Annotated in this window: 14 protein-coding genes; 1 reads left to right on the forward strand and 13 read right to left on the reverse strand. The window is 30.6% G+C overall.

The annotated features are described in order from the left end of the window. Positions 1–21: 21 nt before the first annotated feature. The 5 genes from RDK80_RS01325 to RDK80_RS01345 all read right to left on the reverse strand — a co-directional run bounded on the left by RDK80_RS01325 (position 22) and on the right by RDK80_RS01345 (position 5,874). On the reverse strand, positions 22–1,197 hold the full coding sequence (locus tag RDK80_RS01325) for a M20 family metallopeptidase (protein ID WP_308523270.1): 1,176 nt from the start codon (positions 1,195–1,197) through the stop codon (positions 22–24). Between the two features lie 34 nt (positions 1,198–1,231). Beyond that, the gene (locus RDK80_RS01330; RefSeq protein WP_308523271.1) at positions 1,232–1,903 is read right to left on the reverse strand and encodes a hypothetical protein; all 672 of its coding nucleotides are present in this window, start codon (positions 1,901–1,903) and stop codon (positions 1,232–1,234) included. Positions 1,904–1,917: 14 nt separating this feature from the next. Further along, entirely contained in the window at positions 1,918–2,616 is a 699-nt protein-coding gene (locus tag RDK80_RS01335; RefSeq protein WP_201260063.1) for a DUF5058 family protein, read from the reverse strand. A 241-nt stretch (positions 2,617–2,857) separates the two neighbouring features. After that, positions 2,858–3,664, reverse strand: a complete 807-nt coding sequence (locus RDK80_RS01340) for a divergent polysaccharide deacetylase family protein (RefSeq protein ID WP_308523272.1) — start codon at positions 3,662–3,664, stop codon at positions 2,858–2,860. 206 nt (positions 3,665–3,870) lie between these two features. Then, positions 3,871–5,874 carry a methyl-accepting chemotaxis protein gene (locus tag RDK80_RS01345; protein ID WP_308523273.1) on the reverse strand — a complete coding sequence of 668 codons (2,004 nt, stop codon included), beginning with the start codon at positions 5,872–5,874 and terminating at the stop codon, positions 3,871–3,873. Positions 5,875–6,116: 242 nt separating this feature from the next. Between RDK80_RS01345 and RDK80_RS01350 the strand changes: the two genes are divergently transcribed. Continuing rightward, positions 6,117–7,748 (forward strand): helix-turn-helix transcriptional regulator, encoded by a 1,632-nt coding sequence (locus RDK80_RS01350; RefSeq protein WP_308523274.1) that lies wholly within the window; start codon positions 6,117–6,119, stop codon positions 7,746–7,748. Between the two features lie 102 nt (positions 7,749–7,850). On the opposite strand, the gene groL is transcribed toward RDK80_RS01350, so the two are convergent. From groL to RDK80_RS01390, 8 genes are all read right to left on the reverse strand, one after another. Beyond that, positions 7,851–9,488: a chaperonin GroEL gene (gene groL / locus RDK80_RS01355; protein WP_094904172.1), complete on the reverse strand. Its 1,638-nt coding sequence runs from the start codon at positions 9,486–9,488 to the stop codon at positions 7,851–7,853. 132 nt (positions 9,489–9,620) lie between these two features. Beyond that, on the reverse strand, positions 9,621–9,902 hold the full coding sequence (groES, locus tag RDK80_RS01360) for a co-chaperone GroES (RefSeq protein WP_094904171.1): 282 nt from the start codon (positions 9,900–9,902) through the stop codon (positions 9,621–9,623). A gap of 203 nt (positions 9,903–10,105) precedes the next feature. Beyond that, positions 10,106–10,801 carry a DUF554 domain-containing protein gene (locus RDK80_RS01365; protein ID WP_094904170.1) on the reverse strand — a complete coding sequence of 232 codons (696 nt, stop codon included), beginning with the start codon at positions 10,799–10,801 and terminating at the stop codon, positions 10,106–10,108. Between the two features lie 169 nt (positions 10,802–10,970). After that, positions 10,971–12,926, reverse strand: a complete 1,956-nt coding sequence (locus RDK80_RS01370; protein ID WP_308523275.1) for an ABC transporter permease — start codon at positions 12,924–12,926, stop codon at positions 10,971–10,973. After that, entirely contained in the window at positions 12,913–13,680 is a 768-nt protein-coding gene (locus RDK80_RS01375; RefSeq protein WP_094904168.1) for an ABC transporter ATP-binding protein, read from the reverse strand. Before RDK80_RS01375 ends, RDK80_RS01370 begins: the two co-directional genes overlap by 14 nt. A gap of 210 nt (positions 13,681–13,890) precedes the next feature. After that, complete coding sequence (locus tag RDK80_RS01380) at positions 13,891–14,961, reverse strand: sensor histidine kinase (protein ID WP_308523276.1); 1,071 nt, start codon at positions 14,959–14,961, stop codon at positions 13,891–13,893. An 8-nt stretch (positions 14,962–14,969) separates the two neighbouring features. Beyond that, positions 14,970–15,662, reverse strand: a complete 693-nt coding sequence (locus tag RDK80_RS01385; protein ID WP_094904287.1) for a response regulator transcription factor — start codon at positions 15,660–15,662, stop codon at positions 14,970–14,972. A gap of 118 nt (positions 15,663–15,780) precedes the next feature. After that, positions 15,781–17,967 carry a DUF3160 domain-containing protein gene (locus tag RDK80_RS01390; RefSeq protein WP_308523277.1) on the reverse strand — a complete coding sequence of 729 codons (2,187 nt, stop codon included), beginning with the start codon at positions 17,965–17,967 and terminating at the stop codon, positions 15,781–15,783.

Consider the following 17,967-nt stretch of genomic DNA (forward strand, 5'->3'; position numbering starts at 1 on the left):
CCCCTTTACTAATAAGTACCCCTATACTACAAGATATTTTTCAATCATTGCTATATAGAAATGTACTGATTCCATTAGACTATCTATTGTTATATGTTCATTTGGCTGATGAGCCATATTAGCATCTCCAGGGCCATAGAATATACAAGGTATTTGTTTCGCTGGTAAAAATATTGACGCATCTGTATAGAAGTTTACTCCCTTTGCCTTAATATCTTTATCAAATTCCCTTTTAACAATTTCCTCAGCTAATTTTACAAACGGATTATCTCCTTTTGTTTCCACTGCTGCTCTATCATTTAAAATCTTTATATCTGCTTTAAAATCCTCTATTTGAGAAGATAGTTTTTCTATTATTCTTCCGAAATCTTTTACTATTCCCTTATGGTCCATACCAGGTACAGTTCTCATATCTATAGTGATACTACATTTGTCTGGCACGACGTTTGTCTTCACCCCACCATTTACAGTAGATATATTCATAGTCGGATGACCTAGTATTTCATTTTCCTCATATTTGAACCTATAGCTTACGAGTTCGGACAATAACGCATTCATATGAACTACAGCATTAGTTCCATTTTGAGGAAAAGCTCCATGAGCTGTCTTTCCATAGGTAGTTATTTCAATCCAAAATGCACCTTTTTCTGCTATATTTATTCCATTTGAGCTTGGCTCTCCAATTATAATAGCCCCAACTCCCTCTAATCCACCATCTTCTACAAACTTAATTGCCCCTATGCTATCTGTTTCTTCTCCAGCAGTAGCTGAGTAAATAAAATCACCTTTTAATTCCCATCCTGCTTTTTTCACTGCCTTAAGTGCTATAAGCATTGCTGCTAGTCCACCTTTCATATCAGCAGACCCTCTACCATATATCTTTCCATCTACTATTGCACCGCTATATGGTCCATATTCCCATTCAATATCTCCTGGAGGTACTGTATCTAAATGTCCATTAAATAGTAGTGCTTCTCTTTCTCCACTACCTTTTACTCTTCCTATTACATTGCCCCTATTATTCCCTAAATCATCAATTACTGTTTCAACTCCAATTTCTTCTAGCTTTTGTCCTATGAATTCAGCTAGAGGTAACTCATCCCCCGGCCCATTCACAGTTTTAAAACCTATCATTTGTTGAAGCAGATCTATAGCTTCATCTTTGTCAATAAATTGTAGTACATTATTATCTTTCATTACGTCCCCCTCCAATGTATTATTGTTCCTATTGCTATTTTGCTTTCTTTTTATATGAAGTAGTTGCAAATATTATTGTACTGAATACACATAAAGGAATTAAAACATATACTGGTAATACCTTTACAACTCCTAAAAGGAATAATGTTAATCCTATTGCAAATGCACCATATTTTGGATATTTAACTGCGAACATTGCAAACATTGAACCGAATATTGCTGGTAACACAAATTCAAATGCTTTAATTACTACTGGCGGAAATAATTGCATAAGCCCATTTCCAGCTATAGCCGCTATTGTTACAATTACTATATTTGTAATAATTGAGCCTGCAATTCCTAATGTAGCTACTAATTCTGCTTTCTTTGAACCTGGCTCAACCTTTAATGCCTCTTGAGCAATAGCTGCACAAGGCACTCTCATATTACCTATATTTCCTGCTAAAAATGACATATAAGTCCCTGCCATTCCCAATACTGGAAAAAATGAGATCGGCTCAATAAAATAATAAGAGCCATAAATTGATGCAATTAAAAACCAACCTGTAATTATAGACTTAACTGGTGGTAATGCTCCGTATCTAATCCACAAATAGATTGCTGGTAGAAAACAAAATGCAACTGCAAGAAGTAAGGTCCATTTCCCTGTTTTTATAATTGGCTTTGTAAAATTTTCATAATAAGCTTGATCTTTACTATTTTCCATTAATCTCCCTCCTATTATCCTACATAAGTAACTGCAGCAACCATTCCAATAACCATTGCAATTCCTAGATTATATTCTCCAAGCTTTGGATATTTCTCTGCTAATTTTCCTAATAATATCATTGATAGTCCTGCTGCTAATGCTGCTACTAGTCTTCCACTACCTGCTATTAAATGTCCTCCAACCAAATAAGCCATAGCACCTAATGTAGCTGCTCCACCTATTTCACCTGTAAGTCTTGTATCGCCTTTTGATATTTTATTTCTCAATCCTTCTAATTTATGAGTAAATAATCCGACAAATAAAAGCCATCCTATACCATTTAATGTCATTGCCCAAACAGAGTTAGCATATTCTAATACTCCATAACCCTCTCCACCAAATTCAACACCCATAGCCTTAGCTCCCATAGTGGATGCTGCTAGCTCTGTAGGTGCAGCTCCTATTATAGATAGTCTCAACCATGTCATGGGTCCTCCTACAACAGCCATCATACCAAGCATTACAACAAATACTGCTACAGCTGGTCCTATGGCTGAGATCGCTCCAATTCTAAATGCGTCCTTAGCCTCTTGCTTTGTAAGCTCTACTGAACTTGCGGATGCAAATGCTCTTTTAGAAAATATAATTGCTTGAACTGCTACTAATGATACTACTGGTAAACACATTAACCATAATATTGGATCATTGGCTATTTTTAAATATTCCTTCATTTTACTACCTCCTGACATATTTATTTTTATTTGTAATCTTATATTACTACATTTTCTGACAATGGAATTTGTGAGTAATTAAAATATTAACAATACTTTTTGTAGCTTTGCACTTTTGTATAAAATCCTAAGTTATTTTGTAGTTTTGCATTTTTGTACAAAAGATATCATTTTTTTGTATGATTATATAAAAAATAGCTAGCAAGATTGGTACTAGTACCTATTTTGCTAGCTATTTTTCTTATTCTCTATGAATATCCTTTAGCTGAGATAAATATACAAATTCAATTCCCTGATCCTTCAACTTCTTAGAAATCTTATCTAAAGTACCTACAGTTATCCTACCCCCTTGACCTCCTACATGACCTATACCTACAGCACAGCCTTTCTCTAGCGCTATCTTACCGAGTTCCTCCATAGCCTTTGATATATAATATTCAGTTCTTTCATTATCTAAAAAAGTATCTCTTTTAAAATACACTAATTCTAGCTCTTTACTTATGTCTTCTACCACTTTAGATTGGTCTGTTCTACTATTTAGAAAATATAGTTTTTTTTCCTTTGCTACACTCAGTATTTCCCTCATAATTATCTCATCTTTCATAATCTTAGATCCCATATGATTATTTATACCTTTTGCCCATTGTATTTGTTCTAAAGCATCTTGAACTATTTCTTTAACCTCATCATTACAAAAACTTGATCTTATTGCCCTAGGCCCTAACCATTTTGGGTCCCCTTTTTCAGGTTCCATAGGTAAATGCAATATTATCTCTATTCCAGCATCATGGGCTTTTTTTGCATCTATCTCACTATATTCTAAAAAAGGCATTACAGCAGCAGTAATTGGTATATCAAGCTTAATGAGTTCGTCCGTTCCTTCTCCATTATTACCTAAATCATCTATTACTATTGCAACATATCCTTTTGGAATAGTATTAGTTGTAATAGATTTTTCTGGAAAAATAAATTTAAATATAAAGAAAACTATAATAATAAGTGCTAGAAAAAAAATTGTTAGTGTCCGTTTATTTATAATAATCAACATAGAAAAAACCTCCTTTAAATTATTGTCTTATAATTCATATATTAATATATGAACCTATTTTTCATATTATTAAGTTAATCCTTCATTTTGAAAATATAAAAAACCTCTAAAATTTCTTTAGAGGTTAACTTAATATTGTAAAATTGATATTTCCATATATGATTTAGAACATTAGGATTTAATTAGACTAATACATCTTAACTCTTTTAAATGTTAAACTTTGAAACAGCCTTTAATAATAACTCTGATCTTTCTTTTGCTGTATCGGCCAATTTGATAACATGATCTGACATTTCTGTTATAGCCGATACTTCCTGTGCAATATTAGTAGCCCCCTCTGCCTCTTCATTAGCTGCAATTGCTATCTCATCTATTGCTTTTACCATGTTTTGCATTGAAGCTAAAAGTTCCTCAGATGTAGAACTAAATTCGTTTACCATATCATTTATTATAAAAGAGCTTTTACTATACTCCTCACTAGTACTAACAAGGCTCTCATAATCATCTAGTACCTTCTTATCTATAAACTCCATAATCTCACTTGAGCTAGATAAAAGATCATTTACACCTTCTAATATTATTTTAGTTACTTCCTGTATCCTAGAAACGGTATTTTTTGACCCTTCTGCCAGCTTTCTAATTTCATCTGCAACAACTGCAAAGCCTTTACCTGCTTCACCAGCTCTAGCTGCTTCAATAGCAGCATTTAATGCTAATAAATTAGTCTGTGAAGTTATGGCCAAAATTGCCTCTGACAATTCATTAATTTTGTCTACTTCTTTCGATTGTTCAATTGCATTTTGCAAATCATCCTTTGTCTTTCTATATATTTCTATTGTATCTTCTCTTGAAGATATTGCTTTCTGCTTCATATTTTCACTCATTTTATTTATATCACTTACTGTAGCTGCGCCTTCTTGGGCCCTATATGCAGTAGATTCTATAGCTTTTTCAATCTCAGTTGAAGTTGCACTCATTTCTTCAGTAGATGCAGCATTTTCCTCAGTTGTCGCAGACAATTCTTCTGTAGTAGCAGAAATTTCTTCTATACTTTTATTGAGTTTCCTCATATCTGAGTTAATATCAACTAGCATTTGACTTACATTAGATGACTCACTAACAACTTCTTTTATAATATCTTTTACTGATTCCTGCATAGTATCAATTGCTTTTGCTAAAGTACCCGTTTCATCGTTCATTTCAAGTAATTGTGCAGGTACCATACCTGTAAAATTCCCAGTGGCTACTATGTTTAAATAATCTGATGCCTCCTTTATAGGTCTTGAAATGCCTCCTGCTATAAATAAAGTAATAGCTATACTAATTGCAAGAAAAATAATTGATATTATTATCATTGTCATTGTAAGACTATTTACTTGTGACATAACTTCCGACTTTGGAGCCGTTATAGCTAATGACCAATTTGTTCCTTCTACTGGAGCAAACCCCATATATTTAGTTACTCCTTTATAACTATATTCTCCTACACCTCTTTCCCCCTGAGTCATTTTCTTTTGTAGTCCAGCTAATGATTTTAACCCAGAATCTGCTTTAGCTTCCTCCAAAATATTATACATATTCATAACAAGTTCCCTATCCTTACTAGCTACTGTTGTTCCTTGTTTATTAATCATAAAAGCCTCACTATTTTCTCCAAAACGCATATCACTTATAAAATCGCTCAATACATTTCCATCGCGAGTAGCAGCTAGTACACCTTTCACTCTGCCACCATCCTTTATAGGAACTGCATAGCACAATATCAAATTACCATTAGTCTTATCTATAATAGGGTCTGAAACTGCCTTTTCACCTGATAATGCCTTTATAAAATATTCTCTATCCGAAACGTTTGCTCTCCCTCCAGCAGTATCTTCCATATTACCATTTATGTCCGTAATAAACATATCTATATGATTACTTCTTTTCACTTCATTATTAAGTAATTTTAGCTTTTCATTTAAAGTCAAACTAGTACCTTTCAGCCAATCACTTTCAGCTAATGCCTCTAAAGCATTAAATTGAATTTCCATTCCTTTATCAACTATTTCAGCATTTTGTATTGCTAATTGAGATAATGATTCATCAATACTTGTTGATAAAGCTTTTGATGAGGCTATGTAAGACACCACCCCAAACCCCATACAGATAACAAGAAGCAGTACTCCATAAAATAAAGATAGTTTTGTCTTAATACTTTTAAGCTTCAAAATATACCCTCCTTAATTAAATATTAACTATTTAATATAATATATTTAATGTAGACTAATGTAGTTTATTGTAGATTATTGTATTATTATATATTAATAGTTCCGTAGGTTACACTGTATTTCATTCCTTGTCATTGCCATGGCAATGACAATTCTATGTTTATCTATAGCCTATCTGATTATATAGAGTTATTGTAAGTCTATATATTATTTACAATTATATAAAGGGGGAGAACTCTTTGATGACTAATATGAAGTTTGGTGAATGTCTATCTCTTTTACTTTCTGCTTTAGATATAAGTATGAATCAACTATCAAAAGCTATAAATGTAGATAGCTCACTTGTTAGCCGTTGGGTCAGCGGGAAAAGAATTCCTGCATATAATACTATATATATTGATAGTATTACTGAATACTTTTCAAGAAATATTAAAAATTCATTTCAAGAACAAAATCTAAATAAAGTTTTGTTAAGTCTAAATAAAAATGAAGAATTAGATGGCAATATCAAAGAAAAAATGAAAAAAGTATTATTGGAGTCCCAAGGATATTCTATGGAATGCAAAAAAAAAGAATATCTAAAGAAGAAAAATCAGTTAGCCAGCAAAGATCAAGTTTTTAATTTTGTAAGTATGGATCAAATTTGTCCTGAGAAACAGAATAGCATTAATAATTCTAATCAAACTATAGATTTATCCAATGAGGATAAAATAATTTTCGGAATTGAAAATATTATCTCTAAAGGTATTTCTCTACTTGAATATGCAATTAATCAGCAATATAAAAAAAACAAGATAATTTATATAACTTACAATAATGTTAATACAACAAAGAGCCATTATAAATTAATACTTTTGAGAAATGCCTTACTGAATGCTATAAATAATGGATGGGAGGTTTTCTTCTTATTGAGGCTGGATAATAATATTAATAGAATAATAAGATTTATCAATTTTATACATCCAATTATGATAACTGGAAGAATTAGATTATATTATTTAGATAAATATGGTACTTGTATTGCTAGTAAAGAAACTTATATTGTTTCAGATATTGGTGCATTATCCTGCTTTCCAACGGAACCATATTCAGAAATTACCTGTAGCTTTTACTTAAAAAATAAGGCTGGTGTCAATATCTTGAAAAATTATTTTAATGCAATCATTGCAAATGATGCTAAACCTTTAATTAAATATCATACAAAAAATATTGAATATCATCATAAGTTAACTGAATTGGAAGAAAGTATAGGTAATCGATTTCAATATAAATACTGTTTTACTACATTTACATTAACTGAAAACTTGCTTGAAAAAGTCTTAAGAAAAAAAAATCTTCCAAATGATGAAATACTTATGCTCTTAGACTTTCATAAAAGACAATTTAATGCATTCTTATCAAGTATAAAATACTATCAATATAAAGATATATTTTTAGCAAATTCTATTGAAGATCTAGTTATGCATAAACGATTTTATTTTGACTACTATGAAGAAACAGAGATAATAAATATGGATGTTGAAGATATCATCGAACTTCTACAAAACATAATCTATCTTCTCAAAACCTATGACAATTATAATATTGCTTTTATGCCTAAAAATAATGATAACTTTTTAAAAAGTGTTAATTCATATTGTGCTATTAAAGAAAGACAAGCTGTATTATTCGAGACTTTTAATCCTTTAAAAGACCTCAAAAAAGTACAGCTATCAATAGAAGAAAACACTTTAATTAAAGCCTTTGAAGAATATTTCAAACAAACTTGGGAGCAGATTGCTCCTATTAATAAAGACAAAAACGAGATTATTATAATGTTACAGGATCAGATAGATATACTTAAAAGGACCTATTTAAGCATTTCAAAATTCTAGCAAGAAAAAAGAGGTCTATCATAAGTTTAATATACTTATGAAAAACCTCTAGGATATAAGTGATTGATAATTTAAAAATTTGTACTATTATTTATGATGGAATTACATCATGCCGCCCATTCCACCCATACCGCCCATTCCACCCATAGCTGCCATTGGGTCTTCTTTTTCTATATCTACTACTGCACCTTCTGTAGTAAGTACCATAGCTGCTACAGATGCTGCATTTTGTAATGCTGATCTAGTCACCTTAGTTGGGTCTGCTATACCTGCTTGAATCATATCTACATATCTTTCATTTAAAGCATCAAATCCAGTACCTGGCGCTTCTTCTTTAACTTTTTCAACGATAACAGAACCCTCAAGTCCTGCATTTGCCGCAATTTGTCTAACTGGCTCTTCTAACGCCCTCACTATTATACTAACCCCTGTTTTTTCATCACCATGAGTTGTTTCAAGCAATTTAGCTACGGCTGGTATTGCATCTATCAATACTGTTCCACCACCAGGAACCATACCTTCTTCAACTCCTGCACGAGTTGCAGCTAAAGCATCTTCTATTCTAAGTTTTCTTTCCTTAAGTTCTGTTTCAGTTGCAGCACCTACTTGAATTACTGCTACTCCGCCTGATAATTTAGCAAGTCTTTCTTGAAGCTTTTCAGCATCAAATTCTGATTCTGTTTCTTCAAGTTGAGCTTTGATTTGTTTAACTCTATTTTGAATTTCTTCTTGATTTCCTTCTCCGTTAACTATTACAGTTGTTTCCTTATCAACTTTAACCTTAGCTGCTCTACCTAACATTTCAATAGTAGTTTCTTTTAAGTCATATCCTAATTCTTCTGATATTACTTCACCACCTGTTAAAATAGCTATATCTTGTAGCATTTCTTTTCTTCTATCTCCAAAGCCAGGTGCCTTAACAGCAACGCAGTTAAATGTTCCTCTTAATTTGTTAACTACTAATGTAGCCATTGCTTCTCCTTCAATATCTTCAGCAATAATTACAAGAGGTTTACTCATTTGTACTATTTGCTCAAGAATTGGAAGGATTTCTTGAATATTACTAATCTTCTTATCTGTAATTAAAATATATGGATTATCATATTCTGCTATCATTTTTTCAGTATCTGTAACCATGTAAGCTGATACATATCCTCTGTCAAATTGCATACCCTCTACTACATCTAGAGTTGTTCCCATAGATCTTGATTCTTCTACAGTGATAACTCCATCATTTCCTACCTTTTCCATAGCATCAGCTATTAATTTTCCTATTTCTTCATCTCCTGCAGAAATAGATGCAAGTTGAGCTATAGATTCTTTTGATTCTACTTCCTTAGAAAATCTCTTAATTTCTTCTACTGTAGCATTTACAGCTGATTTAATTCCTCTTTGAAGAATCATTGGATTTGCACCTGCTGCCACATTCTTTAGTCCTTCTCTAATAATTGCTTGAGCAAGTAAAGTAGCTGTTGTAGTTCCATCTCCAGCCACATCATTAGTCTTTGTAGCTACTTCTTTAACAAGTTGAGCACCCATATTTTCATATTTATCTTCTAATTCTATTTCACGAGCTATAGTTACTCCGTCATTTGTAATAAGTGGTGCACCAAATTTCTTATCTAATACAACATTTCTTCCCTTTGGTCCTAATGTAACCTTTACAGTATCAGCTAATTGATTTATACCTCTTTCCATAGCACGACGTGCGTCTTCTCCAAACATAATTTCTTTAGCCATTTATATCCACACTCCTTTATTCAATTTTCAATTAACAATTAACGATTAGCAATTGAAAATCATTAATTATTTAATTACTTAGCCTTTTAATATTTTAATTGTTATTTGTTCTTTGACAATTGTTAATTGTAATTACTCTACTATTGCTAAAATATCGGATAATTTTAGGATTGTTAATTCTTCACCATCTACTTTGATTTCTGTTCCAGCATATTTTGAGAATATTACTTTGTCTCCAGCTTTAATTTGATCTTTTTTCTTTTCATCATTTGTAATATCAGCACCAATAGCAACTACCTCTGCCATTTGTGGTTGCTCCTTAGCAGTACTTGGTAGAACTATACCACTTTTTGTTTTCTCTTCAACCTCAACTTTTTTAATTACAATCCTATCACCTAATGGTCTTAGATTCATAGTTATACTACCTCCTTATGTTAATATTAGTTTTATCCTTCATTTTATTAGCACTCATTGTCGTTGAGTGCTAATATGTACAATATATATGTTACTTAAATGAAATCATGTAATCAAGTCTGAAATTCGACTATATTAAGGTATTATTTGCTAAAATATGGCTTTTAAACCATTAATCTTATTTTTTCTCTAATTTGCTATTCTTATCTTATTAAATTAACTAAATTTACTAATATATAGTAAATAATAGGAATAAAAACTGCTGGAAGCATATTTCCTACCTTTATTTTCTTGATTCCTAATATATTTATTCCTATTGCCATAATAAGCAAACCACCTACTGCTGACATTTCATTTACTACTTGTACAGTAAGTAAATCTTTTATAAAATTAGCCAATAAAGTAATGCTCCCTTGATAGATAAATACTGGGATACTTGAAAATGCAACTCCGATGCCTAAAGTTGAAGCAAATATTATAGCCGAAATACCATCAAGGATTGATTTTGCAAATAGAGTTTGGTGATTGCCTTGTATTCCAGATTCAAGAGAACCAACTATTGCCATAGCTCCAACACAATATACTAAAGAAGCTGTTACAAAGCCTTTAGAGAAGTTACTATCTTTTCCTCCAAATTTGTCTTGTAAAAAATTCCCTAAATTATCAAGCTTATTTTCTATTCCAATTACCTCACCTATTATACTTCCTACTACAATACTTCCTATAACTAGGATAATATTTTCAGACTTAATCCCTCCCATAATACCGATGATGATTACAGCAAGACCTATACCATCCATTATGGTATTCTTATAATCATCTTTAATTCCTTTTTTTACTCCTATACCTAATAATGAACCTAATATAATTGCTAAAGCATTTACTATTGTTCCTAGCATAGTTAATCTACCCCCATTAGTTCAGTGAATAGTTAAAAAAACCAAAATCTTTGCTCAAAACTATTCACCATTCACTTTTCACTATATTTTAATAGGATACACCATTTTAAAGATAATTTCTATAAAAAAAATGGAATCCTTTTAAAGAATTCCATTTTCATCCTATTTTTTAATTATATTTCACTTTCCTTATATACATTGTTCTTATTATGATAAAATAAATTACCTGAAATACTAGATATCCCAATGCAACTACAAGACCATTTGCAAAAAGATTTCTTTGAAGTAAATTAGAAAGGGATTTCAATGCAAATAAAGAATGTGTAGTGCTAACTACAAAAGGTAAAAAGAATATAATCCCTATTTGTTTTGTTATTACTTTATTTATTTCTTTTTCTGTAGTTCCAATTTTTCTAAGTATATCGTATTCTACTTTATCCTGTTTTACTTCGTTGAATAATTTGAAATATATTATACTGCCTGAGGCTATAAAGAATAAAAAGGCTATAAAAAATCCTATGAATAATGTAAGTCCAAAACTTTTTCTGATGTCTTTATAAGGAATTGACTTAGAATAATAATTACCTTGATATTTACTACCCAACATCTCCTCTATTTCAACTGAAGCATCGAAGGAGTTCTTCCATTTTTCTAATTTTATTCCATTATATATAACTATATTATCCTCTTTAGTCATTTCTAATATATGGTTGTAGTCTTTGTCGTTTAATATAAATGCATCAAAATATCCTAATTTATTAAGAGACATAACACCACCATGTATCTCCCCGCTTACTCTATATTCATTTGCTTCCTCATTTAAACTTAATATTGCTGTTTCAAGGGGATATTTTTTAATTTTCTCTGGTTTACCATTATAGCCAAATACCTCATAAGGAAAATTATAGACTACCTCATTCTCTTTCACTTCAATTTTATCCTTACCTTGGAAAACAGCTAATTTATTATAATCAGTATTTGATATAAGTAAGATTTCTTCTCTGATACTATCATTAGCTTTTTTAGACTCATTTTTAACCTTTATATTTTTAACTGTATGAAACTCATTTATTTTTAAATCATATTTTTTTAGGATTTCTTTTACTCTCTCTATACTCTGTTTATCCTTCAGTGTTTCCCCTTTTTGGATTATTGCAATATCTTCTGGCGTATCAATTCCTGATATACTTGATATCTCTGTAAAAAATGAATATATGGTTTCTGTAGCAGTAAAGGTAATTGCACCTAAGGTAGCTGCTAAAAACAATACCTTAGCTGTATCTTGCAGTTTAAATATCATTTGGGAATAAGATATTATATTAGTTTTTTTATAAATTATATTTTCATTTTTTAAAACTTTATTAGCTACAGCTATACTAAATTGAGTAAAGATAAAATAACTACCAGTTACAACTATTAATATAACTGGTATCATAGCCAAAGGCACAAGTGCTCCTTCTACAATCCAAGCTATACCATAACCCAATATTAATAAACTAACTCCAAGAATTGATTTCTTCTTTGAAAACTTTGGCATTTCCTTAGGCATCTTACTACTTTTAATTTGTTGTATTATTTCCTTATTCTTTATTTTAAAAAGCATTAAAGTGCTTACTATCTCAAATAAGGTGAAAAAAATCAGAGCAGTAATACCTAAAGCTTTAAAAGAAATATTAAATGGCAAGTTAATATCCATAAATGCTTCCATTGCCATAAGAAATAATTTTGAAAAGACAACTCCTGACAATATACCAGTTCCTATGGATAAAATAGATATTATAGTGTTTTCTATAAGAACATATTTCCTTATTTGATTTGTAGTCATTCCATATAGAGATAGTAATCCAAACTCTCTTCCTCGAGATTTTAAAAATATGGAAGTAGAATACCCCACAAACAGTACTGAAAACATTACTATGATAACTTGACAGGCTACCATACTATTAATTACCCCCATTTGTGCCACTGGATGTCCGCCTATATTTTTAAAATTTAAAGAAGGATGGAATACAAAATTAGCAAATATAAAGAATGCTGTAACAGCAAATGCATTACTTAAATAATACATTACATATCTATATAGATTTCCCTTAACATTGCTAAGAGCCATATTAGATATTTTCATTATATCCACCTCCAAGAAGGGATAAGGCATCTAAAATTTCTTTAAAAAATACCTGTCTATTAGAATCCTTAACTATTTCAGTGAAGAACTTCCCATCTTTTATCATTATTATTCTTTTACAAAAACTAGCTGCAAAAGCATCATGAGTTACCATAACTATAGTAGCTTTTCTTTTTTCATTTATATTTTCTAAAGAGCTCATTAAATCAAAGGATGCCTTAGAGTCTAAGTTTCCAGTGGGTTCATCTGCTAAAATAATAGCGGGGTTATTTATTAATGCCCTTGCACAAGCAGTCCTTTGTTGCTGTCCCCCTGATACTTCGTAGGTCCTTTTATCTAGGATATCCTTGATATTTAATATGGATGTTATTTCATCTAGTTTTTTTTCTATTTCTCTTTTTAGGAAACCTTCTAATACCAAAGGAAGTATTATATTCTCCTTTACAGATAATGTATCTAATAAATTAAAATCCTGAAATATAAACCCTAAATTCTTTCTTCTGAATATAGCTAACTTATCTTCCTTTAATCTATAGGGATTTTCTCCATTTATTAATATTTCTCCAGAAGATGGAGAATCTATTGTAGCAAGAATATTCAATAGAGTAGTCTTTCCACTACCTGAAGGACCCATTATTCCTACAAATTCTCCTTCTTTTATATTCATATTAAAATTATCTAAGGCTTTCACCGATACTCCTTTACCCTTGCTTCCATATATTTTAGATAGATCTTTAGTTTGCAATACTGACATTCTATTACCTCCTGATTTGTATTTCTATATATATCATAATAATTCAAGGGAAATCTTTCTATCGATTTCCCTTTCAAATGGAGATATTATCTTACAATATTGTTAGATTAGGTTGTTTTCCGCAGTTTCACAATACAAATCTATTTACTCACAACCTCTATTTACTCCGTAGGATATATTTCAGTGGTGTCCGTTAGAGCCTTCGTTCATTCACTGGGTTAGGTCATAAATACTTTTTCCATGATAAAAAATAATACTTGATTTTGTACCTTCTCCCTCGATAGATTCTATAAATATACCATGACCTAATTTATCACATACATCCTTCACAAGATATAGTCCCATACCTGTGGATTCTAAGTATTTCCTACCATTTTTTCCAGTAAAGAAGGGATCAAATATTCTATCTAAATCCTGTTTTGGTATGCCTACTCCCTTATCTTCAATTAAAAGTATGGTTTTATTATCTTTATTGTAAAATTCTATATCTATAGTCTTGTTACTGCTATCTTTAACCTTTGAATATTTAATACTATTAGATATTATTTGACTGATTACAAATTTAATCCATTTCCTATCACTTTTAATTATTATATCTTCTTCAGAATTTATCTTAGGATAAATAGAATTCACTATAAAAGCATTTTTATTCTCATTTATAATATTTCTAATGGTTTCAAGCAAACTAACATCTTCCACCTTAAAATCTAATTCAAAATTACTAACCCTTAATGTATATAAAGCCATCTCTAATCCATGGGATAGTTTCTCTATTTCTTCCTCAATACTTTCATAGTTCTTCTTAGTCTTTTCATCCAAATTTCCTTGATTTTCATCCTCTAGAATAAGTTTAATAACTGATACCGGAGTTTTCATCTGATGAATCCATCTATTATTAAAATAATTTTGAGTTTCAAAAGACTTTTTATATTTCTCTAATGTATCTATATATTTAAGATAATTGCTAATTAATGCTTCTTTGAAAAAATCATATTCTCTGCTTATGTTGTCTGGAATATTAAATATATAAGTTAAATCAATATCCTCATCTGATCTATTATTAATTAAATTATAAAACTTCCTTTTTTTCATATAATCTATAGATAAAAAAACTATTAGAAATATAGTTGATAAAATAAATGCATAGATTATATTTGATGTATGAAGCCTTTCTTTTCTAATTATTAAGTCCAACATCATTATAGTTATAACTAGAGAAGTGCTAATTAAATATATAATGATATATAATAATCTGTCTTTCAAATAATCTCTAAATTTCATTTTATCACCTAATCCCAAGTTTTTATCATTGAATAGCCTTGGCCTCTTTTAGTCTGAATGGAATCATATATTCCTATATCCTCTAAGCGTTTTCTTAGCCTAGCAATATTTACTGATAAAGTGTTATCATCTACAAACTCAATATCATCCCATAATTCTTCTAAAAGTATTTCCCGGGACACTATTTCATTTATATTAGACATAAGAATATATAAGAGTCCAAATTCTTTTTTACTTAACTCTACCTTTTTTCCTTCCCATTCAACTATACTTTGGCTCTTATATAAATATACTCCGTCCACTTCATATATATCCTTAGAGCTACTTTCTGCATATTCACCATAGGTTCTTCTTATTGCCCCTTTTAGTTTTGCCAGCAACAAATCAAAGGAAAAAGGTTTTGTTATATAATCATCCCCACCATTTTCTATAGCCATTACTTGATCCATATCTGAAAATCTGGCTGAGATAAATATTATAGGAACTTTAGATATACTTCTCAACTCTCTACACCAAAAGAAACCATCATAATTAGGTAAATTTATATCTAAAAGGACTATATGAGGATTTTCTCTTATAAATTCTCCCTTTATGTTAGAGTAATCTTCCACTGTTGTCACTATATAATTATATCTCTCTAATCTATCTTTGATAAGATTTAAAATCTTTTCATCATCTTCTATAACAAAAATCTTATACATTTTTCCACCTCTTAATCTGAAAACCTTTATAATTATATATTTAGGATATCCTATTCAAGATAATTTTTCCACATAAAAAAATGGAATTCTTTTTAGAATTCCATTTTTTTATCATTAATTATTCATAATCCTCAGGATAAGGTATCTCTCCCTTTCCTCCCCTTACGAAAGAATTTGTCCATTTTGGCATATTCGGTTGTTTATCTTCCTTTATCATTTCCTGCCACTTTTCATCTGTTAATCTCATATCTGATATAAATTCATGATAACTAAATACAGCACCTCTTGTAAGATATAATTTTCCTCCTATAGGCACCACTACATATATTTCATATGCAGGCCCAACTCCTGCCTCCATATAGCCTCCTTGACTATAAGAATTTGGTGCTATTGTATGGAAATCTGCTATTACTGCCATATTTTTATCTGTTTCAGAAGTTATTTCAAACCAACGCAAATAATCTCCTGCAAAAGAAGCTGTTAAACGCTCTAGTACACCACCATAAACTTGGATATATTCATATTCCTCAATGGTTAATTCTTCATTCTTAAGCTCTTTTATTGAACAGCTTATTAAAAAATCTAGAAGTTTTTCAAATTCTTCCATCTTCATATCTATTCCTTCTATAGTTAAATCCCTAGCTGATAAATTTTTTCTTGAGAATTTAGTCAACCATAATAATTTTTCATATACCTCTATATTTGGCTCTACATATCCTACCACTTCTTTAAATCCTGCGCCACCCATTTCTGCACCTGATTGCTTTCCATAAAGAATAGTATCATGTTTCAGTTCTGACCAAGACCCAAGGGCTGTATTTAAATCCTTCTCTACCCAAGTTTTATTAGTCATAAAAGATGGATAACCTTCTCCAAAAGGTTCTAAAAATCCCTTTAATGTCCAGAGCCATCCTTGATACATATTTCCCATCCATTGTTTGTCTGATAATCTCCCAAACTTATCTCTTAGTCTATCAAATTCTTTTGGATAATCCTTCCATCCTTGGTTTTCTTCTTTAGATAATTGAATTTCCTTTGCTCTCTCAGAACCTAGAACTCCCATTACATCAAGTCCTGATGGTATTGGTCTTTCTATTGGTTTTACTAATTCTTGAATTATTTCAGCATCAAGGACGTACCTTTGCCCCATAAATCTGAACTGTTTGCCCGCGGGAGTAGTTACTGAAGTATATTTGGGCTTTATTTTTGGTTCTGGAAGTTTATCTGATTCTTTATAAAATTCATCTAACTTTTTCTCATCATTAAGTTTATTTAAATCAGGATTTTTACCATATATTTTAAATAATAACTCTCCATATTGGTAAATATTTAAATCATCAGAGTTCCCTACAAAGAAATTTGTTGGTTCATATATATTCTCCCATTTATTATAGTTTTCTTTATCTGAATATAAACTATAGGTTATCAATAGAGCTTGAAGAGTTTGCTCTATATTTCTCTCTCCATCAGCAAAATATAATGGAAATGGTGCCTGACCATACCACATCATAGCTTTAAAATATCTTTCAAAATCTTCAGATCTAGTATAATGTCCTCTTACTGTGAACTGACTATAATCTAAATCATATGGAAACAAGCTGGATTTCTCAAATCCAGAGTGAGTATTGATCTTTTCCAATTCCTCCAAGGCTATTTCCTTAGACTCCTTTGGGATATTCTCTGGAAGCTCATTTCCTAATAGCAATTGTGCAACAGAAAAATATGCTATGTTTTTTAGTTGGGCATCCTTTACTTCTCCATCTTTCAGTTTGCCATATAAATCAATAACATCAACTAAACTTTTTTCTGTCATTCCCTTTATTAGGCCTATTAGTTTATCATTCTCTAATGTCCTTAAAGTATAGTCATAAAATATATGATATACTTGCAAAATAGAATCGGTAGTAATAAAAGAAGGAATATCTTTATATTCATTATCTTCATAAATATAAAATAATTGCTCTTTTTTTGTAGGATTTACCACAAAATTATTTTTGACCAAAAGCTCTAGCTGTTCTTCAGAAAATTCACCAAATATCTTTAAATTTTCAATATTAGATAAATCAGCCTTTACCTTATAGGGCTCCACTTTTACCTCAAACTCTATAGGCTCATAAGGAACTCCTATATTGACTAACCCCTGATTTACTTCGATATTGGTTTCTTCTTTATTTTCGTTAAAATCTGGCACATTGGCAAGGTCTTCTTTTTCTATTTTATTTACTTCCTTTCCAATACATCCAGTCATAATAATAGATAAAAACAATATCAAAGAAATGATTAAATATAACGATTTTCTTTTCAC

Source organism: uncultured Tissierella sp., assembly GCF_902479755.1.
Lineage (GTDB): Bacteria > Bacillota > Clostridia > Tissierellales > Tissierellaceae > Tissierella > Tissierella carlieri.